Source organism: Marinobacter sp. LA51, assembly GCF_030297175.1.
Classification (GTDB): domain Bacteria; phylum Pseudomonadota; class Gammaproteobacteria; order Pseudomonadales; family Oleiphilaceae; genus Marinobacter; species Marinobacter apostichopi.
Window position 1 is genome coordinate 1,809,265 of sequence record NZ_AP028070.1, and the last position, 19,313, is coordinate 1,828,577.

16 protein-coding genes are annotated in these 19,313 nt (G+C 55.5%); 11 read left to right on the forward strand and 5 right to left on the reverse strand.

Features of this window, described 5'->3' with window-relative positions:
* Positions 1–13: 13 nt before the first annotated feature.
* A complete protein-coding gene (locus tag QUE89_RS08385; RefSeq protein WP_286222742.1) occupies positions 14–1,111 on the forward strand; it encodes an alcohol dehydrogenase family protein in 1,098 nt (365 codons plus the stop codon).
* Positions 1,112–1,177: 66 nt separating this feature from the next.
* Complete coding sequence (locus QUE89_RS08390; RefSeq protein WP_286222743.1) at positions 1,178–2,893, forward strand: protein adenylyltransferase SelO; 1,716 nt, start codon at positions 1,178–1,180, stop codon at positions 2,891–2,893.
* Between the two features lie 2 nt (positions 2,894–2,895).
* Here QUE89_RS08390 and QUE89_RS08395 read toward each other — a convergent pair whose 3' ends face one another.
* Genes QUE89_RS08395 through QUE89_RS08405 form a run of 3 tightly spaced genes read right to left on the reverse strand, consistent with a single transcriptional unit; the run spans position 2,896 to position 5,678 of the window.
* On the reverse strand, positions 2,896–3,705 hold the full coding sequence (locus QUE89_RS08395; protein ID WP_286222744.1) for an SDR family NAD(P)-dependent oxidoreductase: 810 nt from the start codon (positions 3,703–3,705) through the stop codon (positions 2,896–2,898).
* Between the two features lie 11 nt (positions 3,706–3,716).
* Positions 3,717–4,688 (reverse strand): LLM class oxidoreductase, encoded by a 972-nt coding sequence (locus QUE89_RS08400; protein ID WP_286222745.1) that lies wholly within the window; start codon positions 4,686–4,688, stop codon positions 3,717–3,719.
* 3 nt (positions 4,689–4,691) lie between these two features.
* Positions 4,692–5,678, reverse strand: coding sequence for a zinc-dependent alcohol dehydrogenase family protein (locus tag QUE89_RS08405; RefSeq protein WP_286222746.1), 987 nt, complete (start codon positions 5,676–5,678; stop codon positions 4,692–4,694).
* 312 nt (positions 5,679–5,990) lie between these two features.
* Here QUE89_RS08405 and QUE89_RS08410 point away from each other — a divergent pair, with 312 nt between their 5' ends.
* Positions 5,991–6,902, forward strand: a complete 912-nt coding sequence (locus tag QUE89_RS08410) for a DMT family transporter (RefSeq protein ID WP_286222747.1) — start codon at positions 5,991–5,993, stop codon at positions 6,900–6,902.
* A gap of 5 nt (positions 6,903–6,907) precedes the next feature.
* Positions 6,908–7,855 (forward strand): LysR family transcriptional regulator, encoded by a 948-nt coding sequence (locus tag QUE89_RS08415; protein WP_286222748.1) that lies wholly within the window; start codon positions 6,908–6,910, stop codon positions 7,853–7,855.
* 52 nt (positions 7,856–7,907) lie between these two features.
* Here QUE89_RS08415 and QUE89_RS08420 read toward each other — a convergent pair whose 3' ends face one another.
* A complete protein-coding gene (locus tag QUE89_RS08420) occupies positions 7,908–8,159 on the reverse strand; it encodes a hypothetical protein (RefSeq protein WP_286222749.1) in 252 nt (83 codons plus the stop codon).
* Positions 8,160–8,575: 416 nt separating this feature from the next.
* On the opposite strand from QUE89_RS08420, the gene QUE89_RS08425 reads away from it, so the two are divergent.
* The 3 genes from QUE89_RS08425 (at position 8,576) to QUE89_RS08435 (ending at position 11,114) form a co-directional block, all read left to right on the forward strand.
* The gene (locus QUE89_RS08425) at positions 8,576–9,610 is read left to right on the forward strand and encodes a lipid A deacylase LpxR family protein (RefSeq protein ID WP_286222750.1); all 1,035 of its coding nucleotides are present in this window, start codon (positions 8,576–8,578) and stop codon (positions 9,608–9,610) included.
* 112 nt (positions 9,611–9,722) lie between these two features.
* Entirely contained in the window at positions 9,723–10,046 is a 324-nt protein-coding gene (gene trxA, locus QUE89_RS08430; protein ID WP_138441280.1) for a thioredoxin, read from the forward strand.
* A gap of 120 nt (positions 10,047–10,166) precedes the next feature.
* A complete protein-coding gene (locus QUE89_RS08435) occupies positions 10,167–11,114 on the forward strand; it encodes a LysR family transcriptional regulator (protein WP_286222751.1) in 948 nt (315 codons plus the stop codon).
* Here QUE89_RS08435 and QUE89_RS08440 read toward each other — a convergent pair.
* The gene (locus QUE89_RS08440; RefSeq protein ID WP_286222752.1) at positions 11,111–12,040 is read right to left on the reverse strand and encodes a LysR family transcriptional regulator; all 930 of its coding nucleotides are present in this window, start codon (positions 12,038–12,040) and stop codon (positions 11,111–11,113) included. The genes QUE89_RS08435 and QUE89_RS08440 overlap by 4 nt on opposite strands.
* A gap of 130 nt (positions 12,041–12,170) precedes the next feature.
* Between QUE89_RS08440 and QUE89_RS08445 the strand changes: the two genes are divergently transcribed.
* From QUE89_RS08445 to QUE89_RS08460, 4 genes are all read left to right on the forward strand, one after another.
* A complete protein-coding gene (locus tag QUE89_RS08445) occupies positions 12,171–13,211 on the forward strand; it encodes a zinc-binding alcohol dehydrogenase family protein (protein ID WP_286222753.1) in 1,041 nt (346 codons plus the stop codon).
* A 332-nt stretch (positions 13,212–13,543) separates the two neighbouring features.
* Positions 13,544–14,641, forward strand: coding sequence for an efflux RND transporter periplasmic adaptor subunit (locus QUE89_RS08450; protein ID WP_286222754.1), 1,098 nt, complete (start codon positions 13,544–13,546; stop codon positions 14,639–14,641).
* A gap of 10 nt (positions 14,642–14,651) precedes the next feature.
* Positions 14,652–17,843, forward strand: coding sequence for an efflux RND transporter permease subunit (locus QUE89_RS08455; protein WP_286222755.1), 3,192 nt, complete (start codon positions 14,652–14,654; stop codon positions 17,841–17,843).
* A complete protein-coding gene (locus QUE89_RS08460) occupies positions 17,836–19,236 on the forward strand; it encodes a TolC family protein (RefSeq protein WP_286222756.1) in 1,401 nt (466 codons plus the stop codon). The genes QUE89_RS08455 and QUE89_RS08460 overlap by 8 nt, the downstream gene beginning before the upstream one ends.
* Positions 19,237–19,313: the final 77 nt, after the last annotated feature.

The window sequence follows — 19,313 nt, forward strand, 5'->3', positions numbered from 1 at the left end:
TGAGGGCAGCAGCATGAAACAGAACGACATTCCTGAGGTAATGGCGGGTGTGGTACTTACAGGTCATGGTGGTCTGGACAAGCTCGCATACCGGGACAATCTTACAGTGCCAAAGCCCGGTAAAGGCGAGGTGCTCATCGAAGTGGGTGCCACGGCGATCAATAATACCGACATCAATACCCGCACTGGCTGGTACTCCAAAGGCGTAACGACCGGGACAGACCAGGGCGCTGCCGGTTTTGAGTCCGCCAATGAGGAAGACGGTGGCTGGTCTGGACAGCCTCTGAGCTTTCCGCGTATTCAGGGGGCGGACGCTTGTGGGCGCATTGTTGCCGTAGGTGAGGGCGTGGATTCCGGTCGGCTTGGCGAGCGGGTGTTGGTTCGCCCAATGCAACAGTCGCCTGATGAATCCTCTTCCTACAATCTGGTCACGTTCGGTTCGGAGTTTAATGGTGGCTATGCGGAATATGCCGTGGCGCGCTCCAGCGAAGTGTTTGCGGTGAACAGCAACCTGACTGACACAGAACTGGCTTCGTTCCCCTGCGCCTATTCCACGGCGGAGGGCATGCTGGACAGAGTCGGTTTGAGGGCAGGTGAACGGATCCTGATCACCGGTGCATCCGGCGGTGTCGGATCTGCTGCGCTTCAACTGGCCAAGCGCCGGGGCGCTGAGGTTATCGCAGTGTGTGGGGAAGCCAAGTTCGATGAGGTTCGTGAGTTGGGGGCGGATAGGGTGATTCCCAGAGGTCCATCTCTGCTTGAAGCGCTTGAAAAGGACAGCGTTGACGTGGTCGCGGATCTGGTTGCTGGCCCGCAGTGGCCGGAGCTGCTGGAGGTGCTGAGCCGAGGAGGGCGTTACGTGGTTTCAGGTGCGATCGCCGGCCCCATTGTGGAACTGGATGTACGCACTCTGTACCTGAAGGACCTGAGCTTTTTCGGGTCTACCTGGCAGCCAAAGCGTGTATTCGAGAACCTGATCGGCTACATCGAGCGGGATGAGATTCGTCCGGTGGTGGCAAAAGCCTACGCTTTGCGCGATGTGGTGCAGGCTCAGGAGGACTTCATGGCCAAGCGCTTTTCGGGAAAGTTGGCTATCAAGGTCAAAACTTAGGTTCCCACTAGCGCAGTACGCATGCACACTGCTGACCGTCATCAAATCTACGTGCGAGGAGCCCCTATGCTAAAGCGATCGCCCCAGGAGAGACATTCGTTCATCTCGAACTTCGACGACGTCGCAGAGCTGGCGGACTTTTCGCTCATGAACACTCTCAACTGTGACCCTGAGGCGAAAGCAAACGGGGCCGACCACGAGCCGCGTCAAGTCTTCTCGGGCCACTATGTTCCGGTAAATCCCACACCCATCGGGAACCCCGAGTACATTGCGCACGGCAAAACTCTGTTTCGTGAACTGGGCTTCGCTGACAACATGGTGCAGTCCGATGACTTTGTGCGCGTATTCTCCGGCGACCTATCGCAGGTTCCGGAGCCGATGCGCCGGGTCGGGTGGGCGTGCGGCTACGCTCTTTCCATCTTTGGTACCGAATACAGCCAACAGTGCCCGTTCCAAACCGGCAACGGATACGGCGACGGTCGGGCCATTTCAGTGCTTGAGGCGGTTATCAATGGGCAGCGTTGGGAAATGCAGCTTAAAGGTGGCGGCCGGACGCCCTACTGCCGGGGCGGGGATGGCCGGGCAGTTCTCCGGTCAAGTGTTCGGGAATTCCTGGCACAAGAGCATATGCACGCGCTCGGGGTTCCAACGTCTCGGTCGTTAAGTTTGTACGTTTCAAAAACAGAGAAGGTCAGGCGCCCCTGGTATTCAGAGGCTTCACGTTCGATGAATCCAGATGTACTGATATCTGAGCCAGTCGCCATCTCGACCCGCGTCGCACCCTCTTTCATTCGGGTTGGCCAACTCGAGCTTTTTAGTCGCCGTGCTCGCAAGAATGAGCATCCGCAGGCCATGGAGGAGCTTGAGAAGATTGTGCTGCATTTGATCGATCGTGAGTACAGTGACGTCATTGATCAAACACTGACCACTGCCGAAAAACTGGTACTGCTCGCGCGCGAGTTCCGTGGCCGGCTCGCGTCGCTGGTGGCCAACTGGGTCCGCGTTGGCTATTGCCAGGGCAACTTTAACAGTGACAACTGTGCCGCCGGGGGCTTCACTCTCGACTACGGTCCATTCGGATTCTGCGACGTTTATAACCCGCAGTATCAGCCATGGACGGGGGGCGGACACCACTATTCTTTCCTGAATCAACCGGCGGCAGCAGAGCGCAATTTCCACTCGTTCTGCTCGACACTCCGGCCCCTGCTGGCGGCAGATCCAGAGCATCTGCAACAGCTCGAAGAGATTCAAAGTGGTTTTTCAAGGGTGATGATCGAGCAGATGGAGCAAATGTGGGCGGCCAAACTTGGGCTTGCCACCTTTGACGCGACCTTGTTCAGCGAGCTCGAAAGCTTGATGGTGAACACACCTGTTGATTACACCCTTTTCTTTCGAGAGCTCTCCGGCGTGCCTGATGATATTACCCCTTTGAAGAAAAGCTTTTATACCGGCTCGAGGTATGGTGCCAATCCGGAAGCGATGGATGCAGCCTGGTCAGAGTGGCTTAGGAAATGGAAATCACTGACGGCTTTGCAGTCTCGCGAGGAGCTTTCTCGTCAGATGAAACTGGTTAATCCAAAATACAGTTTGCGGGAATGGTTCGTGGTACCTGCCTATCAACAAGCGGCTGCCGGAGACTATTCTTTGCTGCGAGAGTTGCAGGAAGTCTTCACGCAACCATACGCCGAGCAATCGAAAGACGTGAATGACAAATACTACCGGCTAAAGCCGTTGGAACTCTTTGGCGTTGGTGGGTCGTCGCACTACAGCTGTTCGTCATGATTTCATGTGGGAGCGGCTACTAACTTTTCTATAGCCGCTACAACCTCGCGGCATTTCCGGTCATCCAGAGCGTCCGCGTGTGGCGCTCCGAACCCACCTTTATCGTTATCAAAATACTTGCCCGAAGCATTGGCAAACTCTTCTGAAAGTGCCGCGCGGCCGAGCACCTTGGCTCCGATGGACAGGCTTTTTCCAGCTATCCCGAAACCCTCTTTCACCATCTTTGACGCCAGCAGGGAGCCGGGATTGACCGCCACAAAAACCAGCCCCTGATTGCTGCTGGACTGCGCCATGGTATGGTTCCACATGGTTAAAGCCAGCTTACTTTGGGCGTAGGCCGACATGTCGTCCAGAAGGAGCTTCTTCCCCCGCAGGGCGTCAAGCTCCACGGTCGCCTGTGCGGCGGATGACAGGTTCACAACCCGTGCATCGCACGCCAGAAGGGGTAGCAAGCGTTTTGTCAGCAGATACGGTGCAACCGTATTCACGGCGAACCGGACATCCAGGCCGTCCTGAGTGATGGTTTCAGGAACGCGCATGACACCGGCGTTATTGATGATGACGTCCAACTGGTCATGTTCGTTGGCGATGGCTTCTGCCAAAGAATCCACTTCGGCCAGGCGCGACAAATCCGCCTTATAGGTGAAGATCAGTCCGGCACCTTTGGTGTCCGCCAACGTTCTTTCTGTCGCCGCCAGTTTTTCTGAGTTCCTTCCATGCAAAAGCAGCGTGTGGCCCTCGGAGTAGAGACGTTTTGCAGTTTCCAGCCCGATGCCATCAGTGGCGCCGGTGATCAGGATTTTCTTGGTCATGGTTTGTGTCCTTATGCCCGGAAGTCGGGGAGCAAGTCTTCTGCGAGGTACAGGAGCGTTTCCTCAATGTCCGCCTGATTGAACCGTAGGTTCAGCGCCACATGGTTTACACCGATGTCTTCCAACGATTTCAGGTAGCTCTTTAGGAACTTCATGCCCGATCTGAAGCCCAGATGAATGGGCTGCGGCGGTGCATCGGGATCTGCCATCAAATCGATGTACAGGGATTGCATTACGGGCTTTGAAACCCCTGTTTTATTGGGAATACCGTCACGCCATGAACTCACGGCGTTTGCCTGGTCGTCAATACTCCGTGGGTAAGTAATCAAGCCATCACTGTGGCGAGCACCCCATTGCGGCTCCTGTTGGCTTCCGCCGGTAATCAACATCGGAATCTTTCCCGCCGCTGGCTTGGGAAGCAGGTCCATCTCACCGTTCGTTTGACCGTAACGGTTTTTAAATGCCGGTGCGGTTGCGGCCATCTTGCGGATGTACTCGAAACTGTCCCGAAAACGCTCGCCCCGGTTTGCGTAGTTCTCGTTGAGGGCAGGGTATTCATCCGGTCGGTCGCCCGATGCGATTCCGAGTATCAGACGACCACCGGACAGTTGGTCGACACTAGCTGCGGCTTTCGCAACATGCGCAGGGTGGCGGAGTGGCAGTATCAGGCTCGCGATACCCAGGGCGATCCGATCGGTTTGGCCCGCCAGAAAGCCAAGGTAAACGAACGGATCGAAGACTTGGCCGGCATCACCGAACGAGGGCACATTGAATGGGACATCGCGCAACCATACCGCCGAAAAACCAACCTTTTCGGCCAACCGCACACGTTCAAGGTGGCGATTCATCGACGGTACGGGCCCCCTGGTATAACTCTCCAGCGGAGCTGCCAGGCCAATACTCAATCGATTCGGCTGAAAGACCTGATTGTAGCCCCGATTTATCTGGGCAAATGTCTTTGTGCTCTCGTTCAGTGCCGGCATTTGTTATACCTCCACGACGACCTTGCCGATGGCCTGGCCGCTAGTCAGTCGATCATGGGCTTTGCCCGCTTCGGCCAGGTTAAAGCGCTGTTCATCGAGGAGAGGTTTAACACCACCCTGATCCACGATCTGCGCGAGCTTAGCCAGAATGCCTCCGTGCGCTTCCCGATGATGGTTGTGCAACATGGGAATCAGCATGAAGACAACATGGACAGACAGCCCTTTGAAGTGGGCTGTGGTTAGGTCCAAATCAACCATGGCCACGGTGCTGCTCACGTGCCCATTCAGGGCTGCCGCTTCAAAGCTGTTGGCCATGTTTGCGCCACCGACTGAATCGAATACCACATCAAAACCGGCGCCTGAGGTGTGGGCCTGGACATAGTCGTTTACGGTTTCAGTCTTGTAGTCAATCGGCGTAGCGCCATAGCCTTTGATGATATCGAATGCCTGTTCACCGGAGGCTGTTGAATAAACAGTGGCACCAAAGTGCCTGGCCAGCTGAACCGCGACATGGCCGACGCCACCGGTGCCACCGTGCACCAGAACTTTCTGTCCGGCTTTAACGCCGGCCCTTTGCAGACCTTCAAAGGCGGTGATACCGACCAGCGGCAATGCCGCCGCCTCACGCATCGTCAGGCTCTTGGGTTTGTGGGCAATCAGCCGTGCGTCGGCTGGCATGTACTCAGCCAGGGCACCCTGCAAATCGGCCAGGCCTCCAGCACATCCGTAAATTTCGTCGCCGGGTGCAAAACCGGTCACGCCTTCACCCACGGCCTCAATGGTCCCGGCGAAGTCCATGCCGAGCACTGCAGGTAGCTCCGGGGAGAGGGGGAGATCCTTGCCCATCTGGCGAATCATGGTGTCGACGGTGTTGATGCTTGTTGCCGCAACTCGGACGATCACCTGACCGGGTTGGGCCGAGGGTGCTGTCATTTCCGTCTGCTCAAACGCTGCCTGCTCGCCGTACTGGTTGAGAACCATCGCTTTCATTGTGTGCCTCCAGTTCATTCTGTGGTTTGTCCAAGTATCTATCGAACAGATTAGGTGTTCGTAAAAGCGGAATAAATGGCCAATAATGGTTTTCAGAATTCGGAAAAAGGATATAAATGCCAAGACGCCGCGGCCATGGGCGTGTTTGGGTTCAACGTATGGCTGTCGGTTGGTGGTATTTACACAGCGGGGATTTAGGGGCAACGTTCTGCTCCTTTTTCTTTGAGGGCAGTTCCCATTGCCGCCAATGATGTTGGCCGGTTGCGCTCAGGGAGGATTAGGCGTCGTGTTTATTCTGGTTAGAGAGGGAATATGAGGACTGAGTCAGGTTCGGTGGTTTTTCTTTGGGCAGCAGCTTTGTCAGCCGTCTTTATGGGCACCATCGGTGCAATCTCTCTATATGCTGGTGCCGGTGCTGAGACCGTCACCTTCTATCGGCTTTTCATCGGTGCGCTTTTGATGGCGGCCTATCTGTTTGCAAGCGGGCAACGCAATAAGGTCTTGATGTGGCCTGGAGGCAAGGTACTTGTCACCGGTGCCTTCCTGGCCGGATTCGTGATGTTCTACATACTGGCCATTGAATACACCAGTATGGCGAACGCTGTCATGGTGATGTACCTGGCCCCGGTGACGGCTTCGGTAGTGGCCCATTTTTTCCTCGGCGAGCGTCTCACCACTGCCAGTATCGGGCTGATTGGGTTCGCGTTACTGGGGTTCGCGATGATGATGGAGTTTAACTTCAGCGTGAGTGGGAGAGCAGAGGAGGCTATCGGTCTGGTGTACGCGGGTTGTGCCATGCTGTGTTACTCAGCGTTTATGTTAACTAATCGCCTGATCGACGATCGTATTCATGTATTGAGTCGCAGCGGCTTCCAAATGCTGGCAGGGGCTTTGTGCATGCTGCCACTGATGCTGATTAAGGGTGAGGGCATCGCTATGGCGCAGTGGGGCTGGCTGATTGCCGCGGGCCTGGTACCTGGATTCCTCGCGATCATGTTGGCCGTTGTCGCATTAAGGGAGTTGCCCGCAGCCACCTTCGGTACCCTTGCTTATCTCGAACCCATCACTGTTGTGGCAATTGCCTGGGTGCTGTTTGACCAGAGTCTGAATACTTTGCAGCTCTCGGGATGTCTGCTGATTATTTTGTCGGGTATTGCTCAGGCATGGCTATCGACCCGGAAGTCTGGTCAAAAGGACATCGACTGTATTCCTGCTGAGGCCTGATCCATATGGATACTGAGGGAATTAAACTGTTCGTTCTGGCCGCCGAGAAGCTCAACATCAGTGCCGCCGGGCGGGAGCTGGGCATGCCTCCGGCCGTTGCCAGTGCAAGGCTGGCCAAACTGGAGAAAACGGTCGGGGCCGATCTACTGCGCCGCTCCACACGAAAAGTGGCACTGTCGACTGAAGGCGCGGAGTTTTTGCCGTTCGCAAAGGAAATTCTGGCGCAGGAGAACGCGGCGCTGGCGGCCATGGGGTTTGGCAATGAAAACGTGTCCGGTACCTTGCGGTTTGCTGCATCCAGCACCTTCGCCCAGCAATACATCATGCCGCTAGTACCCGAGTTTCTGGACCAGTACCCGGGCATTAATCTCGATTTGCGGTTATCTGATATGGAGCTGGATCTTATTCAGGGTAGCTTTGACCTCGCCCTGAGAGATGCCGTGCTGCCAGACAGCAACCTGAAAGCCCGGAAACTGGCAGAGGATCAGCGGGTATTCTGCGCCTCCCCCGAATATCTGGCGAAATGGGGAACACCAGAGCACCCGGATGATTTGCGTGCCCACCAGATCATAGCCTTTAAATCCCAGGCTACCATCAACCTGAACGGCCCCCAGAGTGAGCAGAGTCAATTTAAACCCCGCACATCGCAGAACCGGCTGATTATCGATGACGGTTTGAGCTACAAGATAGCAACCATGGAGGGGGCAGGAATTGCCATACATGCTCTGTGGAGCGTTCATCGGGAACTTGCCGAAGGCACCCTGGTTCAGGTTTTGCCAGATTACCAGATGGATGCGGAGCCGGCGCTCTGGCTGGTGTACCCCAAATCCAATGTATTGACGGCCAAGGTTCGCGTGTTCATCGATTTCCTGCTGGATCGAATTGGCAGCAGACCGCCATGGATGGAGGGCAGAGTGGAAAGCAGCGCAGTTAAGCCGGGTAAAGCGGAGTGATCGGAAAAACGCACCGTCCCTGGTGCCAAGACGCACATGAAATATTCAAAGCTTAGCCGTGGCTTGCTGACTTAACTTCACCACGAATAACGAGCTGACCACTGTAGGGAGCTGGTTCTGCAGAGTCCTTCTTGGCATCCTCAGAACGAACTTCGCCGCGAATGACCACTTGGCCACTATAAGGCGCGGGCTGAGCAGTTTCTGCGCTCGGTTGGTCAGATTTGCGGTCTGCCAGAGTTGCATGGGCAGGAACTGCCGCTACGGCGATGAGCGAGGTGAGGGTGACCAGAGCAAATTTACGCATAACATATTCTCCTGAGTTCAAATTGGTTAACGCTTCAATCGATACCGACTAGCTGGTCGCTATCTGATGGAGTGAAGTATGCGGACTGCGGTGTGTCATGAATAATTCGAAATCAGTATGGGTGATATCACACCAGGTTATGAATTTGGTCGATCGATCTTCATCTGGATCTTATTCGAAATTTTTACTCTCCAATGAAAGATATTAAATTTCGAAATAAAACAATAATATATAGTTGTTTTATGAAAATGACCTAACGAGTGAAAGAAATAAAACTTGTTAAAAAGACAAGTAAAACTACGTATACATCACGGATAGTGATGCTCAAAATACGATCTTCTTATTAGTCCTCGACGCCCTTCCTCCCAAGAATAGCCACCAACTCGATCAACGATCTCGAAGTACTGGAGTTGGCCATGCGCTACCTTTCACTCGCCTTTGCACTCGGTTTTACCGCAGTTTCAACCACCGGCCTTGCGGCTGGTCCGGACTCTGTGATCGCTTTGTCTACGGACAACGATCTGTTTGCTCCAACTCAAACAGACCGGGACTATACCGCCGGCGTGGCGATTACCTACGCATCGAATTCTCCTGAGTTTGGCAGCAATGTGTATTCGCGCCTGGCCGGGCATATCGATCAAAGTTTGCTGGGTAGCTTTACTGCATTTCCCGATAAGGCTGCGAGTACCTCACTGGAGTTCGGCGTTTATGGCTTTACTCCCGAGGAAATCTCCGCCCCGCAGATTGATTATGACGACCGTCCATACAGTAGCCTGGTGTACCTGTCGACCAGCAAGAGCTACCAGGGCCTTGCCGGCAAGTCAGGCTGGACCACCTCGCTGACGGTCGGCGCCCTTGGGCTGGACCTGTTCAAATCCGGGCAGAATTCCATCCATAAGGTCATTGGGAGTGACAAGGCGGAGGGCTGGGACCATCAGGTCTCAGAGGGTGGCGAGCCGACCCTTCGCTACTCAGCCGCTTACCATCAATATCTTGATGCCAGCGAGCCGGACAGCAAGGTCAAGGTGACCTATTTCGGGAGCGTGGGGTATCTAACCGAGTTTGGTGCCGCCCTGGTGTTTCGTGACGGGCTGATCTCCTCACCTGATAACCGCTTCAACCCCGAGTTGATGGCCTACGGGGAGCGGGCTCCAGGTGTTTCAGCCTCGGGCGGCCGGGAAAACTATTTCTGGGGAGGGTTATCGGTAAAGGCCCGCGCCTACAACGCGTTCTTACAGGGGCAGTTCCGGGATTCCGACCATGAACTTGGCGCTAACGACGTGAATATCCTGTTGGCCGAGGTGTGGGGCGGGTATACGCACGCGTTTTCTAACGGTGTGGAGCTGAGCTATGTGCTTCGGGTCCAGAGCTCGGAGATCAAGAGTGGTACGGGGGATCGTACCTTGGCTTGGGGTGGCCTGGTGCTCAGTAAACGACTGAGCAGTCGTTGATGCCGCCGCGGTCATCATCTGGGGAAATGCCATGTATACGTCTGAACAATTGGTTTTTATTCAACCCAGACCGCATGGTTACAGCAAGTATCGAAGCGAAAGGAGTAGTGAAATGACAAACATCATTGACGTAAACGACAGCAATTTTGAAACGGCAGTCAGTCAAAACGGCAAACCAGTATTGGTGGATTTTTGGGCACCTTGGTGTGGCCCTTGCAAAACCGTGGGGCCGATAGTGGAGGAGATCGCCGATGAGTTTGGTGACGAATTGGTTGTAGCCAAGGTGAACGTGGACGACAGTCCCGAAACGGCCGCCCGCATGGGTATCCGAAGTATCCCGACGCTGGCACTGTTCCGCGACGGTGGAGTTATCGCCCGGCAAACTGGCGCTGGAAGCCTTGGCCAATTGCGCACCTTCGTGAAAGGCAATATCTGACGACCTAAACTGCTTAAGCGCCCTGTCACGTGGCAGGGCGTTTTTGCGTTTGTGTTGCGCCCCATGTAATTGCTGGGCAGACTTATTGGCGACAGCCGTCATCATCCAGGAACCCACACGATGAAAACGCAGGAGCTGCAACTCCTTTATATTTTTGATGCCATTATGACAGAACGCTCGGTTACTCGAGCGGCAGAGCGGCTTGCCATGACGCAGCCAGCGGTGTCGAACGCTATTTCCCGGATGCGCCAGATCTGGAACGACCCCTTGTTCGTCCGCAAGGGGCGCAACATAGAGCCCACGTCTTACGCTTTGAGTCTGTGGGACCAGGTTGGCAACCCCATGTACGCCCTAACCAACGCGGTGAGTGCCACCCAGTTCGACCCGGCCAGTTCCAAACGGAAGTTCCGGATTGCTGCGACCGATGTCATTGTGGAAATGATCTGGCGGCCGCTCATAGAGTTACTAGAGCGAGAAGCGCCGGGCGTTGACCTGCACGCGGTTCCGTACACCCCGGATGGCAGCTATGACGATCTGAGAGAGGCGCATGTTGATTTGGCGGTTGGTGTGTTGAATCAGCATGACCACAGCCTGCGCAGTACCTGGTTGTTCGAGGGTGGGTATGTTCTTGCGATGCGCGAGGACCATCCGCTGGCGGGCAGGCCCATCACCATGGAAGAGTTCCTGTCGGCGCGCCATCTGCTGGTGTCCATGTCAGGCGAAGCTCATGGCTTCGTAGACAGCTACCTGGATCAGAAGGGGCAGAGCCGCCGAATTGCCACCACGGTTAACCACTTTTCCATTGTGCCGCAGATATTGAGAGATACGAACCTGATCGCGGCGGTGCCGGAGCTGATCAGTCAGGATTGTGGTTTTGTAAATGGACTTTGGATGGGTGCGTTGCCGTTCGAGATTGATCCCACCAGTCTTTACCTGATCTGGCACGCCCGTCATGACCGTGACCCCGGCATTATCTGGATGCGTGAACTTCTCGAGCGTCTGCTTCGCGACCGCTGGCAAGACATAATGACCAACTCGCCCTGTGGTCGGCACCTGGAAGCGGTTTAATCACAACGTGGAAGTATGCCCCGGGCTGTCATGGCGTTTATTAAGTCCCGACACTGCTGCTTCAGGTGGTCTCGCAGCATGCGCATAGCCGGTGTTATGGATTGTCGTGTCGGGCAGATCAGCCACAGTTCCGATACCGGTGGTGCATAGTCGGGCATAACGTTCATCACCCGGCCTGAAAGCAGGTCGTCTGACATATCGAGGCAGGATTTCACCGCCAAACCTTGCCCGGCGATACACCAGCGGCGAACCAGATCGCCGTCGTTGGATGCCCGGTTGCCTTTCATCTTTACCCGAAATTCCTCACCGCTCCGTTTAAAGGTCCACAGGTCAAAGGGAATGTCCTGCAACTGGTAAAACAGACCGTTGTGGCCTGCCAGGTCGTGCGGGTGAACCGGGGTGCCATGCTGTGCAAGGTAATCCGGCGTTGCGCAGAGGAGGCGGGGCACATCACAGATTTTGAACCCGTAAAGATTGGAGTCATTTGGCGATCCGTAGCGCAGAGCCATATCGACCGAATCCCGGAAAAAATCCACATTGCTGTCGGTAATCTGAACCCGCAAACTCAGCCCCGGGTGCAATGTCATTAACTGATCGATCCACGGCACTACCCGGTTCCGCCCCAGATCGGATGACACCGATAGCCGAATTTCTCCCGCCACTGTCTCTTTTCCGGAACGAATGTTCTTGCGGGCTTCGTCCATCAAAGCCAATGCCTGCTGACATTGGGGCAGGTACTTTTCACCAGCCGCAGACAGTCGAAGTTGACGGGTAGAGCGGACGAACAGCTCTACCCCCAATTCCTGTTCAACGCGTTTGACGGCGGCGCTCGCCGTTGCTGCACGCATATCCAGGCTAGTAGCAGCCGCCGTTATATTGCGGAACTCTGCCACCTTGAGCACAACGGTGAGATCGTCAAAGTTCATTTTCAAAAAATCTTTGAATATGTTTATGGGATTGGGCTGTTTTTCATAGTGTAAAGAGGGATCACACTGGTCGCCACTTTTAACGACTGGCAATTGCGACCAATTGCCAGCGACCACCCTGGAGACAAGCATGAAAGCTGTTGGATATACCGAATCCTTACCCATCAATAATCCGAACGCCTTGCAGGACGTTGAGCTCCCTCAACCAGTTGCCGAGGGACGGGATCTTTTGGTCCGGGTCCGGGCTATTGGTGTCAATCCCGTTGATTTCAAAGTACGTCAACGTGCTGCGCCGGAGCCTGGTGAGGTCAAGGTATTGGGATGGGATGCCGTTGGAGAAGTAGTGGCAACAGGCAAGGGCGTGTCACTGTTCAAGCCGGGCGATCAAGTGTACTACGCCGGTGACGTTACCCGGCAAGGTAGCAATGCAGAGTACCAGACCGTGGACGAGCGCATTGTCGGCCGCAAGCCTGCGAGCCTCAGCGATGCAGAGGCCGCAGCACTCCCGCTGACCACCATCACCGCCTGGGAAATGCTCTTTGATCATCTTGGCCTTGAGCAGCAGAGTGCTGGGGAAATCACGCCGACCAACGATGTGATCCTTGTGGTTGGAGCAGCCGGCGGTGTGGGCTCTATCCTGATTCAGTTGGCCAAAAAGCTGACGGGTGCCACAGTAGTGGCGACCGCCTCTCGTCCTGAGTCTCGCCAATGGGTGGAATCACTGGGTGCAGATTTTGTTGTGAACCACCGAGAGCCACTGCAGGCGCAGATCCAACAACTGGTTTCTGAGGGCAAATTTGCCTCGATCACTCACGTGGCCAGCCTGAATGCGACCGATCAATACTTCGATGATTACGTGGCGGTGCTTAAGCCATTCGGCAGGATCGCCATGATTGACGATCCAGACTCTCTGGACGTGATGAAAATCAAACCAAAAAGCCTGTCGCTGCATATAGAGTTCATGTTCGCCCGTTCCATGCATAACGCCGATGACATGCAGGTTCAGCACGACCTGCTGGGAAAGGTCGCCAGTCTGGTGGACGAAGGCCATATTCGAACCACCGCTGGCAAGAACCTTGGTGTAATCAATGCTGACAATCTGCGTGCGGCGCATACTGAACTGGAAGGCGGAACGGCCGTGGGCAAGATAGTCCTGGAAGGGTTCGAGTAACCGAAAATCTGGCTTGATCCAGCTGCTCGGTACTCTGGCCTAAAGCGCACCGGTGATTTCGGTCGTGGGTAGGGCTAGAGCAATATCACCCCCAGTGATAAAACCAATACGGCATGATGATTATTCCTGCATCCACGATGTAAAGATAATTCTCGGCAAGAACAACTCCGGTTTGGGTTTTCGCAGTCACTGATCTGTGTCCTCTCTCAGGTCCCCGCCGAAGTCCCCATTATGAAAGAAAAAGGGTCTAGCCGATGAATTATCGAATTCTCGCCGTACTGAGTGCGGCAGTTTTTGTTCTAGCAGGTTGCGAGAGTGCAGCGCAGGACACTGTGAGCGAAGCGAGATCTCCGTCGGTTGAGGTAATCGCCGCCGCCAGTTCCCGGGTTCAACCTCAGAAAACGTATACGACCCGCATTGAAGCACCCGAAAGTGTTGAGCTCAGGCCTCGACTGTCCGGCGTGATCGACAAGGTCCATTTTGTTGAGGGCCAAAAGGTGGAGAAGGGCAACATCTTGCTCCAATTGGATGATCGCCATCTCGAAGCTCGCATTGAACAGCTGAACGCTGAATTGGCTCGTTCGCGCGCTGCGCTTGACCAGGCAAAAGCGGAAGCCGAGCGTGCAGGCCGGCTGTTGCGCAGCAACGCCATTTCTGAAGAGCAGGCGGAACTGCGTGGATCCGTTCAGCAGCAGGCGGAAGCCGAGGTTTCATCCCTGAACGCCCAGCTCAAGGAAGCAGAGCTGCAGTTGAGCTACGCCACTATTCGTTCACCGATTGATGGAGTGATTTCCCGGGCAAACATTACCGCCGGGAATACCGTAATCGCCAACCAGAGTCATTTGACGACCATTGTTTCTGATCAAGACCGTTACGCCTATTTCGACATGGACGAAGGCACCTGGTATCGGTTCTTCAGCGCTCGAGACAAAGCGTTGGGCTCTCCGGTTCGCATTCAACTAACTGGCGAACAGGATTTCCCTCACGTCGGCCAGATAGATTTCGTTGACAACACCATTGATACCAATACGGGTACTCTGCGGCTGAGGGCAGTATTGGGCAATTCCGGTGACGCCTTGGTGCCGGGCGCATTCGCCAGGGTGAAAATTGCCGTAGCAGAAACGGAAAACAAGATCATGGTTCCAGAGCGTGCCATTGCCACCGATCTGGACAGCCGCTTTGTATTGACCGTGAACGATCAGGGTAAAACCAACTACACCGCAGTGAAAATTGGAGAGCGATTTGGCAGCTTCCGGGTTGTCGAGCAGGGTCTGGTTGAGGGCGATGTACTGGTGGCCAATGGCACGGCCAAGGTAGGGCCTGGTATGACGATTGATCCGATCATGTTGTCTGAGTCGCCATCAGGCGTTGCGTTCACACTTGAAGAGCACGCTCCGGACGTCCAGCAGACTGCCGGCTTAGAGTTCTGAGGCTGATATCATGAAATTTCCCCACTTTTTTATAGATCGGCCGATATTCGCCGCCATGCTGTCCCTGGTCATCCTGATCGGGGGCGGTATCTCGCTGTTCCAGCTTCCAATCAGTGAATACCCGGAAGTGGTACCGCCAACGGTTGTTGTCACCGCGAATTACCCGGGAGCAAATCCGAAAGTTATCGCTGAAACCGTGGCTTCGCCCCTTGAGGACGAAATCAATGGCGTCGAAAACATGCTGTACATGTCCTCCCAGGCAACCGCCGACGGACGCATGACGCTAACGGTGACCTTCGCGCTGGGTACGGACCTGGACAAAGCCCAGGTCCAGGTACAAAACCGCGTCAACAGTGCCTTGCCACGTCTGCCCGAGGAAGTACAACGCCTGGGTGTGGTGACCGAGAAATCGTCACCGAATCTGACCATGGTCGTGCATCTGCACTCGCCGGATGACAGCCGCGATATCACCTATCTGTCCAATTATGCTGAGCTCAATGTCAAAGACGAAATAGCTCGCCTGGGTGGCGTGGGTGATGTGCAGCTGTTCGGTGGTGGTGAGTATGCAGTGCGTCTCTGGCTTCAGCCCGATGAACTCGCTGCCCGCAACCTGAACGCATCGGATGTTGTTAACGCTGTACGCGCTCAGAACCGTCAGGTTGCGGCCGGTACCCTGGGCGCGCAGCCTGCGCCAACTGATAGCCAGTTCCAACTTCTGCTGAATGTGCGCGGTCGCCTGACCTCGCTGGAAGAGTTCCGGGATATTGTGCTCAAGGTTGGCGAGAGCGGGGCGATTACCCGGTTATCGGACGTGGCCCGTGTTGAACTGGGCCAGAACACTTACGCGCTACGGGCTATGTTGAACGGCAATCCCGCTGTTGCCATGCCGGTTTTCCAGCGCCCGGGTTCCAATGCCATCGAGCTCTCCGACAGCGTTCGTGGAACCATGGATCGGCTGTCTGAATCATTTCCCCAGGGCGTAACCTACGACATCGTGTATGACCCAACGGTGTTTGTTCGCGGCTCAATCGACGCGGTGATTACCACATTGCTCGAGGCAATCCTGCTGGTGGTTGTGGTTGTAGTTTTGTTCCTGCAGACCTGGCGCGCATCCATCATTCCATTGGTGGCGGTCCCCGTCTCTCTGGTAGGCACCTTTGCGGTGATGCAGTGGCTTGGGGTGTCGATCAACACGCTGTCGCTGTTCGGTCTGGTATTGGCTATCGGCATCGTAGTCGACGACGCCATCGTGGTGGTCGAAAACGTGGAGCGGAACATTCAGCGGGGCCTTTCGCCCCGTGAGGCCACCAAGGTTGCCATGAATGAGGTGACCGGACCCATTATTGCTATTGCCCTGGTGCTGTGTGCGGTTTTCATTCCGACTGCATTTATCACCGGCTTGTCCGGCCAGTTCTATAAGCAGTTCGCACTGACCATCACGATTTCGACGGTGATCTCGGCCATCAATTCGCTCACGCTGTCACCTGCGTTGTCGGCGTTGCTCCTGAAAGGCCACGATGAAAAACCGGATCGGTTGTCCCGCGCGCTGGACAAGGTATTCGGCCGTTTCGTGTTCCAGCCTTTCAACCGTTTCTTCGACCGGACCGGTGAAGCTTATGAAGTGCTGGTCAAGAAACTCATTCGCTACGGCGCTATTGTCGGGGTGGTTTACATTGGCCTCACCGTTTTCTCAGGCCTCCTGTTCAACAGTGTTCCCGGTGGTTTCATTCCCCAGCAGGATAAGCAGTACCTGGTTGCGGTTGCGCAGCTGCCTGACGCCTCGAGTCTGGACCGAACCACAGCCGTGGTTAGCGAAATGGAACAGATTGCTCTGGAAACAGAGGGCGTAGCCAACACGGTTGCCTTTCCGGGCCTCTCGATCAATGGTTTCACCAACAGCCCAAACAGCGGCATAGTTTTCCTGCCACTGGATGATTTTGGCGATCGAAAAAGTGCGGAGCTGAGTGCCGGCGCCATTGCGGGTAAGCTGAATGCAGCGTTTGCCGGGATCGACGAAGGCTTCGTTGCGGTGTTCCCGCCGCCCCCAATTCTGGGCCTGGGCACCACCGGCGGCTTTAAGCTGCAGATAGAGGACCGCGGGAACAAGGGGTTCGAAGCACTGTTCGCGAGTTTGCAGACCACCTTGAACGAAGCGCGCAAGCACCCTGCGTTGACCGGGCTTTACTCCAGCTTCCGGGTTCAGGTGCCCCAGTTTGACCTGGACATAGACCGAGAGCAGGCGATGCTCTTGGGGATTCCCCTGGAGTCGGTCTTCGACACATTGCAGGTGTACCTTGGGTCACGCTACGTCAATGACGTAAACCTGTTTGGCAGTACCTATCAGGTGATTGCCCAGGCGGAGGCTGAAAAACGGCTTGATCCAGAGCACATAATGAACCTGAAAGTTCGCAATGGGCAGGGCCAGATGGTTCCGCTGTCAGCGATTATGAATGTCGAGGCCACTACCGGCCCGGACCGGGTTATGCGTTACAACGGCTACCCCACAGCCGAACTGAACGGCTCACCGGCACCAAACTTCAGCTCCGACCAGGCTCAGGCTGCGATTGAGGAAGTACTGGCTCAAACACTGCCTGATAGTATGGCCTACGAATGGACGGAAGTGACCTACCAGCAAGAGCTGGCCGGCAACACCATGATGTATGTGTTTCCGTTGGTGATCCTGCTGGTGTTTATCGTTCTTGCCGCCCAGTACGAGAGTCTTCGGCTGCCGTTTGCCATCATATTGATTGTACCGATGACTCTCTTGTCAGCACTGGCCGGAGTATGGCTGACCTCGGGGGACAACAACATCTTCACCCAGATCGGGCTGATCGTTCTGGTGGCCCTCGCGAGCAAGAACGCCATTCTGATGGTGGAATTTGCCCGGGATCTCAACCTGAGAGGCTATAGCCACTATCAGGCGATCGTGGAAGCCTGCCGACTTCGGTTGCGACCGATTTTAATGACCTCCATCGCATTTACCGCCGGCGTGGTTCCGCTGGTGCTGGCCAGTGGTGCTGGCTCTGAAATGCGCGAGGCCATGGGCATTGCAGTGTTCTCCGGAATGATTGGTGTAACGGTGTTTGGCCTGCTGTTCACCCCCGTGTTCTACGCCGTGATTCAGCGGACCAAAACCGAGGCAAAGACCGGGGAGAAAACCCAGGCAACACTTGAACAGATCACGGAGACCGACCATGCCTAAGAACGTTGTCAGCATAGTGCTGGGTTCATTATTGCTCGTCGGTTGTGCCGCAACGCCTGACTACGAGCAACGAAAAGACGCTAACGAGCGCTACCTTGATAGTCTGGAATTCGGCGTCCAGCCTGATGCTTTCACCACCGTTAACTGGTGGGAAGACTACCAGGATGAACAGCTCAACCAACTGGTTGAAGTCGCTCAGGCAGCCAATCTGGATCTGCTTTCCACCGGGCAACGGGTCCGTCAGGCTCTGGCGGATCTTGGTGCCGATGAGAACCGGCTGCTGCCACAAGGGGAGGCAGCCGGTGACTACGAGGTTATCGACCGCAACGGTGTTCAGGAATCGTCCTCGGTCGGCCTTGCGGCGTCCTGGGAATTGGACTTGTTCGGGCGCCTTAACGCCCTGATTGATGCTGGGGAAGCCAATCTGGAAGTCGCACTCAATAACCAACGCGAGATGCTGAAAGAAGTGACCGTGGGCGTTGTACGTGCCTACCTGGAATGGGAAGCCTCTCGACAGCGGGTTAAGTTGATCCGCGCCGATATTCGGGCGCTTGGAGACACTCGGGAGGTCATGGCGATGAGGGTGAAAGAAGGTATTTCCCCCAAGCTGGACCTTGCAAGGGCAGATACCTTGCTGGAACAGCAGCGGGCGAAATTGCCTGATGCCAGAGCGCAGCTGTACCGAGCGAAAGCGGTGCTTTCAGTTCTGGTTAATGAGGATCCCGAGTCATTGCTCTTGAGACCCGCCTCAAGTGTACTGGCAGCATCCGTTGGTGTTCCGGAAGCTGATCGAGCGAACGAAGCCATGCGACTGCGTGCCGATATTGGCGCTGCACTGGCTTCGCTGGCGAGGGAAGTGGCTCTGGGCAACGCATTGAGGGCTGAGCTCTACCCGCAGTTTTCGGTGGAAGGTTTTCTGGGTTTAACCAATCTGGCGGAAGTATCCGACGGGTTAGAGAGCACCGCGAGTATGTCGCCGAGGATCTCCTGGTCCTTGCTCAGTTATCCGCTGCTCCTCCAGCGCGTGGAGGGCCAAGACGCCGCGTCAGAAGACAGCTACATTCGCTACAGGCAAACCATCATCGATGCTGTGGCGAATGCACGGGTGGCGGTGTTTGCCTACGGACAAGCGCTGGAGGCGGATCGCGCAACGGGTAGGGCGTTCCAGGCCGCTAATGAATCCTTCAGCATCGCGTCGACAATGCACCGCGAGGGCGCCATCGGCTATCTTGACCTGCTGGACGCCAACCGTACGTTCATTTCCGCCCAACAGGATCGCTTGTCAGCCAAGCTGGCATTCGCCACGGCACAGCTGGGGGTCGTTGAGGAGTTCAGCGGGGTGTGGTCTTCTGCGGCACATCGTGAACTGATCGAGCAAAGACAGGGCTCATAGAGCCCTGTTTCAGTATCGGAGAGCCGTATACGCGGTGTTTTCTACAGGCACAAAAAAGGCGGTCACCAGGACCGCCT

What these genes read in the sequence shown, in the direction of transcription:
- QUE89_RS08455 (WP_286222755.1), top strand. Translation starts at nt 14,652, where the DNA reads ATGAAATTTCCCCACTTTTTTATAGATCGGCCGATATTCGCCGCCATG.
- QUE89_RS08440 (WP_286222752.1), bottom strand. Translation starts at nt 12,040, where the DNA reads ATGAACTTTGACGATCTCACCGTTGTGCTCAAGGTGGCAGAGTTCCGC.
- QUE89_RS08405 (WP_286222746.1), bottom strand. Translation starts at nt 5,678, where the DNA reads ATGAAAGCGATGGTTCTCAACCAGTACGGCGAGCAGGCAGCGTTTGAG.
- QUE89_RS08410 (WP_286222747.1), top strand. Translation starts at nt 5,991, where the DNA reads ATGAGGACTGAGTCAGGTTCGGTGGTTTTTCTTTGGGCAGCAGCTTTG.
- QUE89_RS08400 (WP_286222745.1), bottom strand. Translation starts at nt 4,688, where the DNA reads ATGCCGGCACTGAACGAGAGCACAAAGACATTTGCCCAGATAAATCGG.
- QUE89_RS08395 (WP_286222744.1), bottom strand. Translation starts at nt 3,705, where the DNA reads ATGACCAAGAAAATCCTGATCACCGGCGCCACTGATGGCATCGGGCTG.
- QUE89_RS08390 (WP_286222743.1), top strand. Translation starts at nt 1,178, where the DNA reads ATGCTAAAGCGATCGCCCCAGGAGAGACATTCGTTCATCTCGAACTTC.
- QUE89_RS08425 (WP_286222750.1), top strand. Translation starts at nt 8,576, where the DNA reads ATGCGCTACCTTTCACTCGCCTTTGCACTCGGTTTTACCGCAGTTTCA.
- QUE89_RS08415 (WP_286222748.1), top strand. Translation starts at nt 6,908, where the DNA reads ATGGATACTGAGGGAATTAAACTGTTCGTTCTGGCCGCCGAGAAGCTC.
- QUE89_RS08435 (WP_286222751.1), top strand. Translation starts at nt 10,167, where the DNA reads ATGAAAACGCAGGAGCTGCAACTCCTTTATATTTTTGATGCCATTATG.
- QUE89_RS08445 (WP_286222753.1), top strand. Translation starts at nt 12,171, where the DNA reads ATGAAAGCTGTTGGATATACCGAATCCTTACCCATCAATAATCCGAAC.
- QUE89_RS08460 (WP_286222756.1), top strand. Translation starts at nt 17,836, where the DNA reads ATGCCTAAGAACGTTGTCAGCATAGTGCTGGGTTCATTATTGCTCGTC.
- QUE89_RS08420 (WP_286222749.1), bottom strand. Translation starts at nt 8,159, where the DNA reads ATGCGTAAATTTGCTCTGGTCACCCTCACCTCGCTCATCGCCGTAGCG.
- trxA (WP_138441280.1), top strand. Translation starts at nt 9,723, where the DNA reads ATGACAAACATCATTGACGTAAACGACAGCAATTTTGAAACGGCAGTC.
- QUE89_RS08385 (WP_286222742.1), top strand. Translation starts at nt 14, where the DNA reads ATGAAACAGAACGACATTCCTGAGGTAATGGCGGGTGTGGTACTTACA.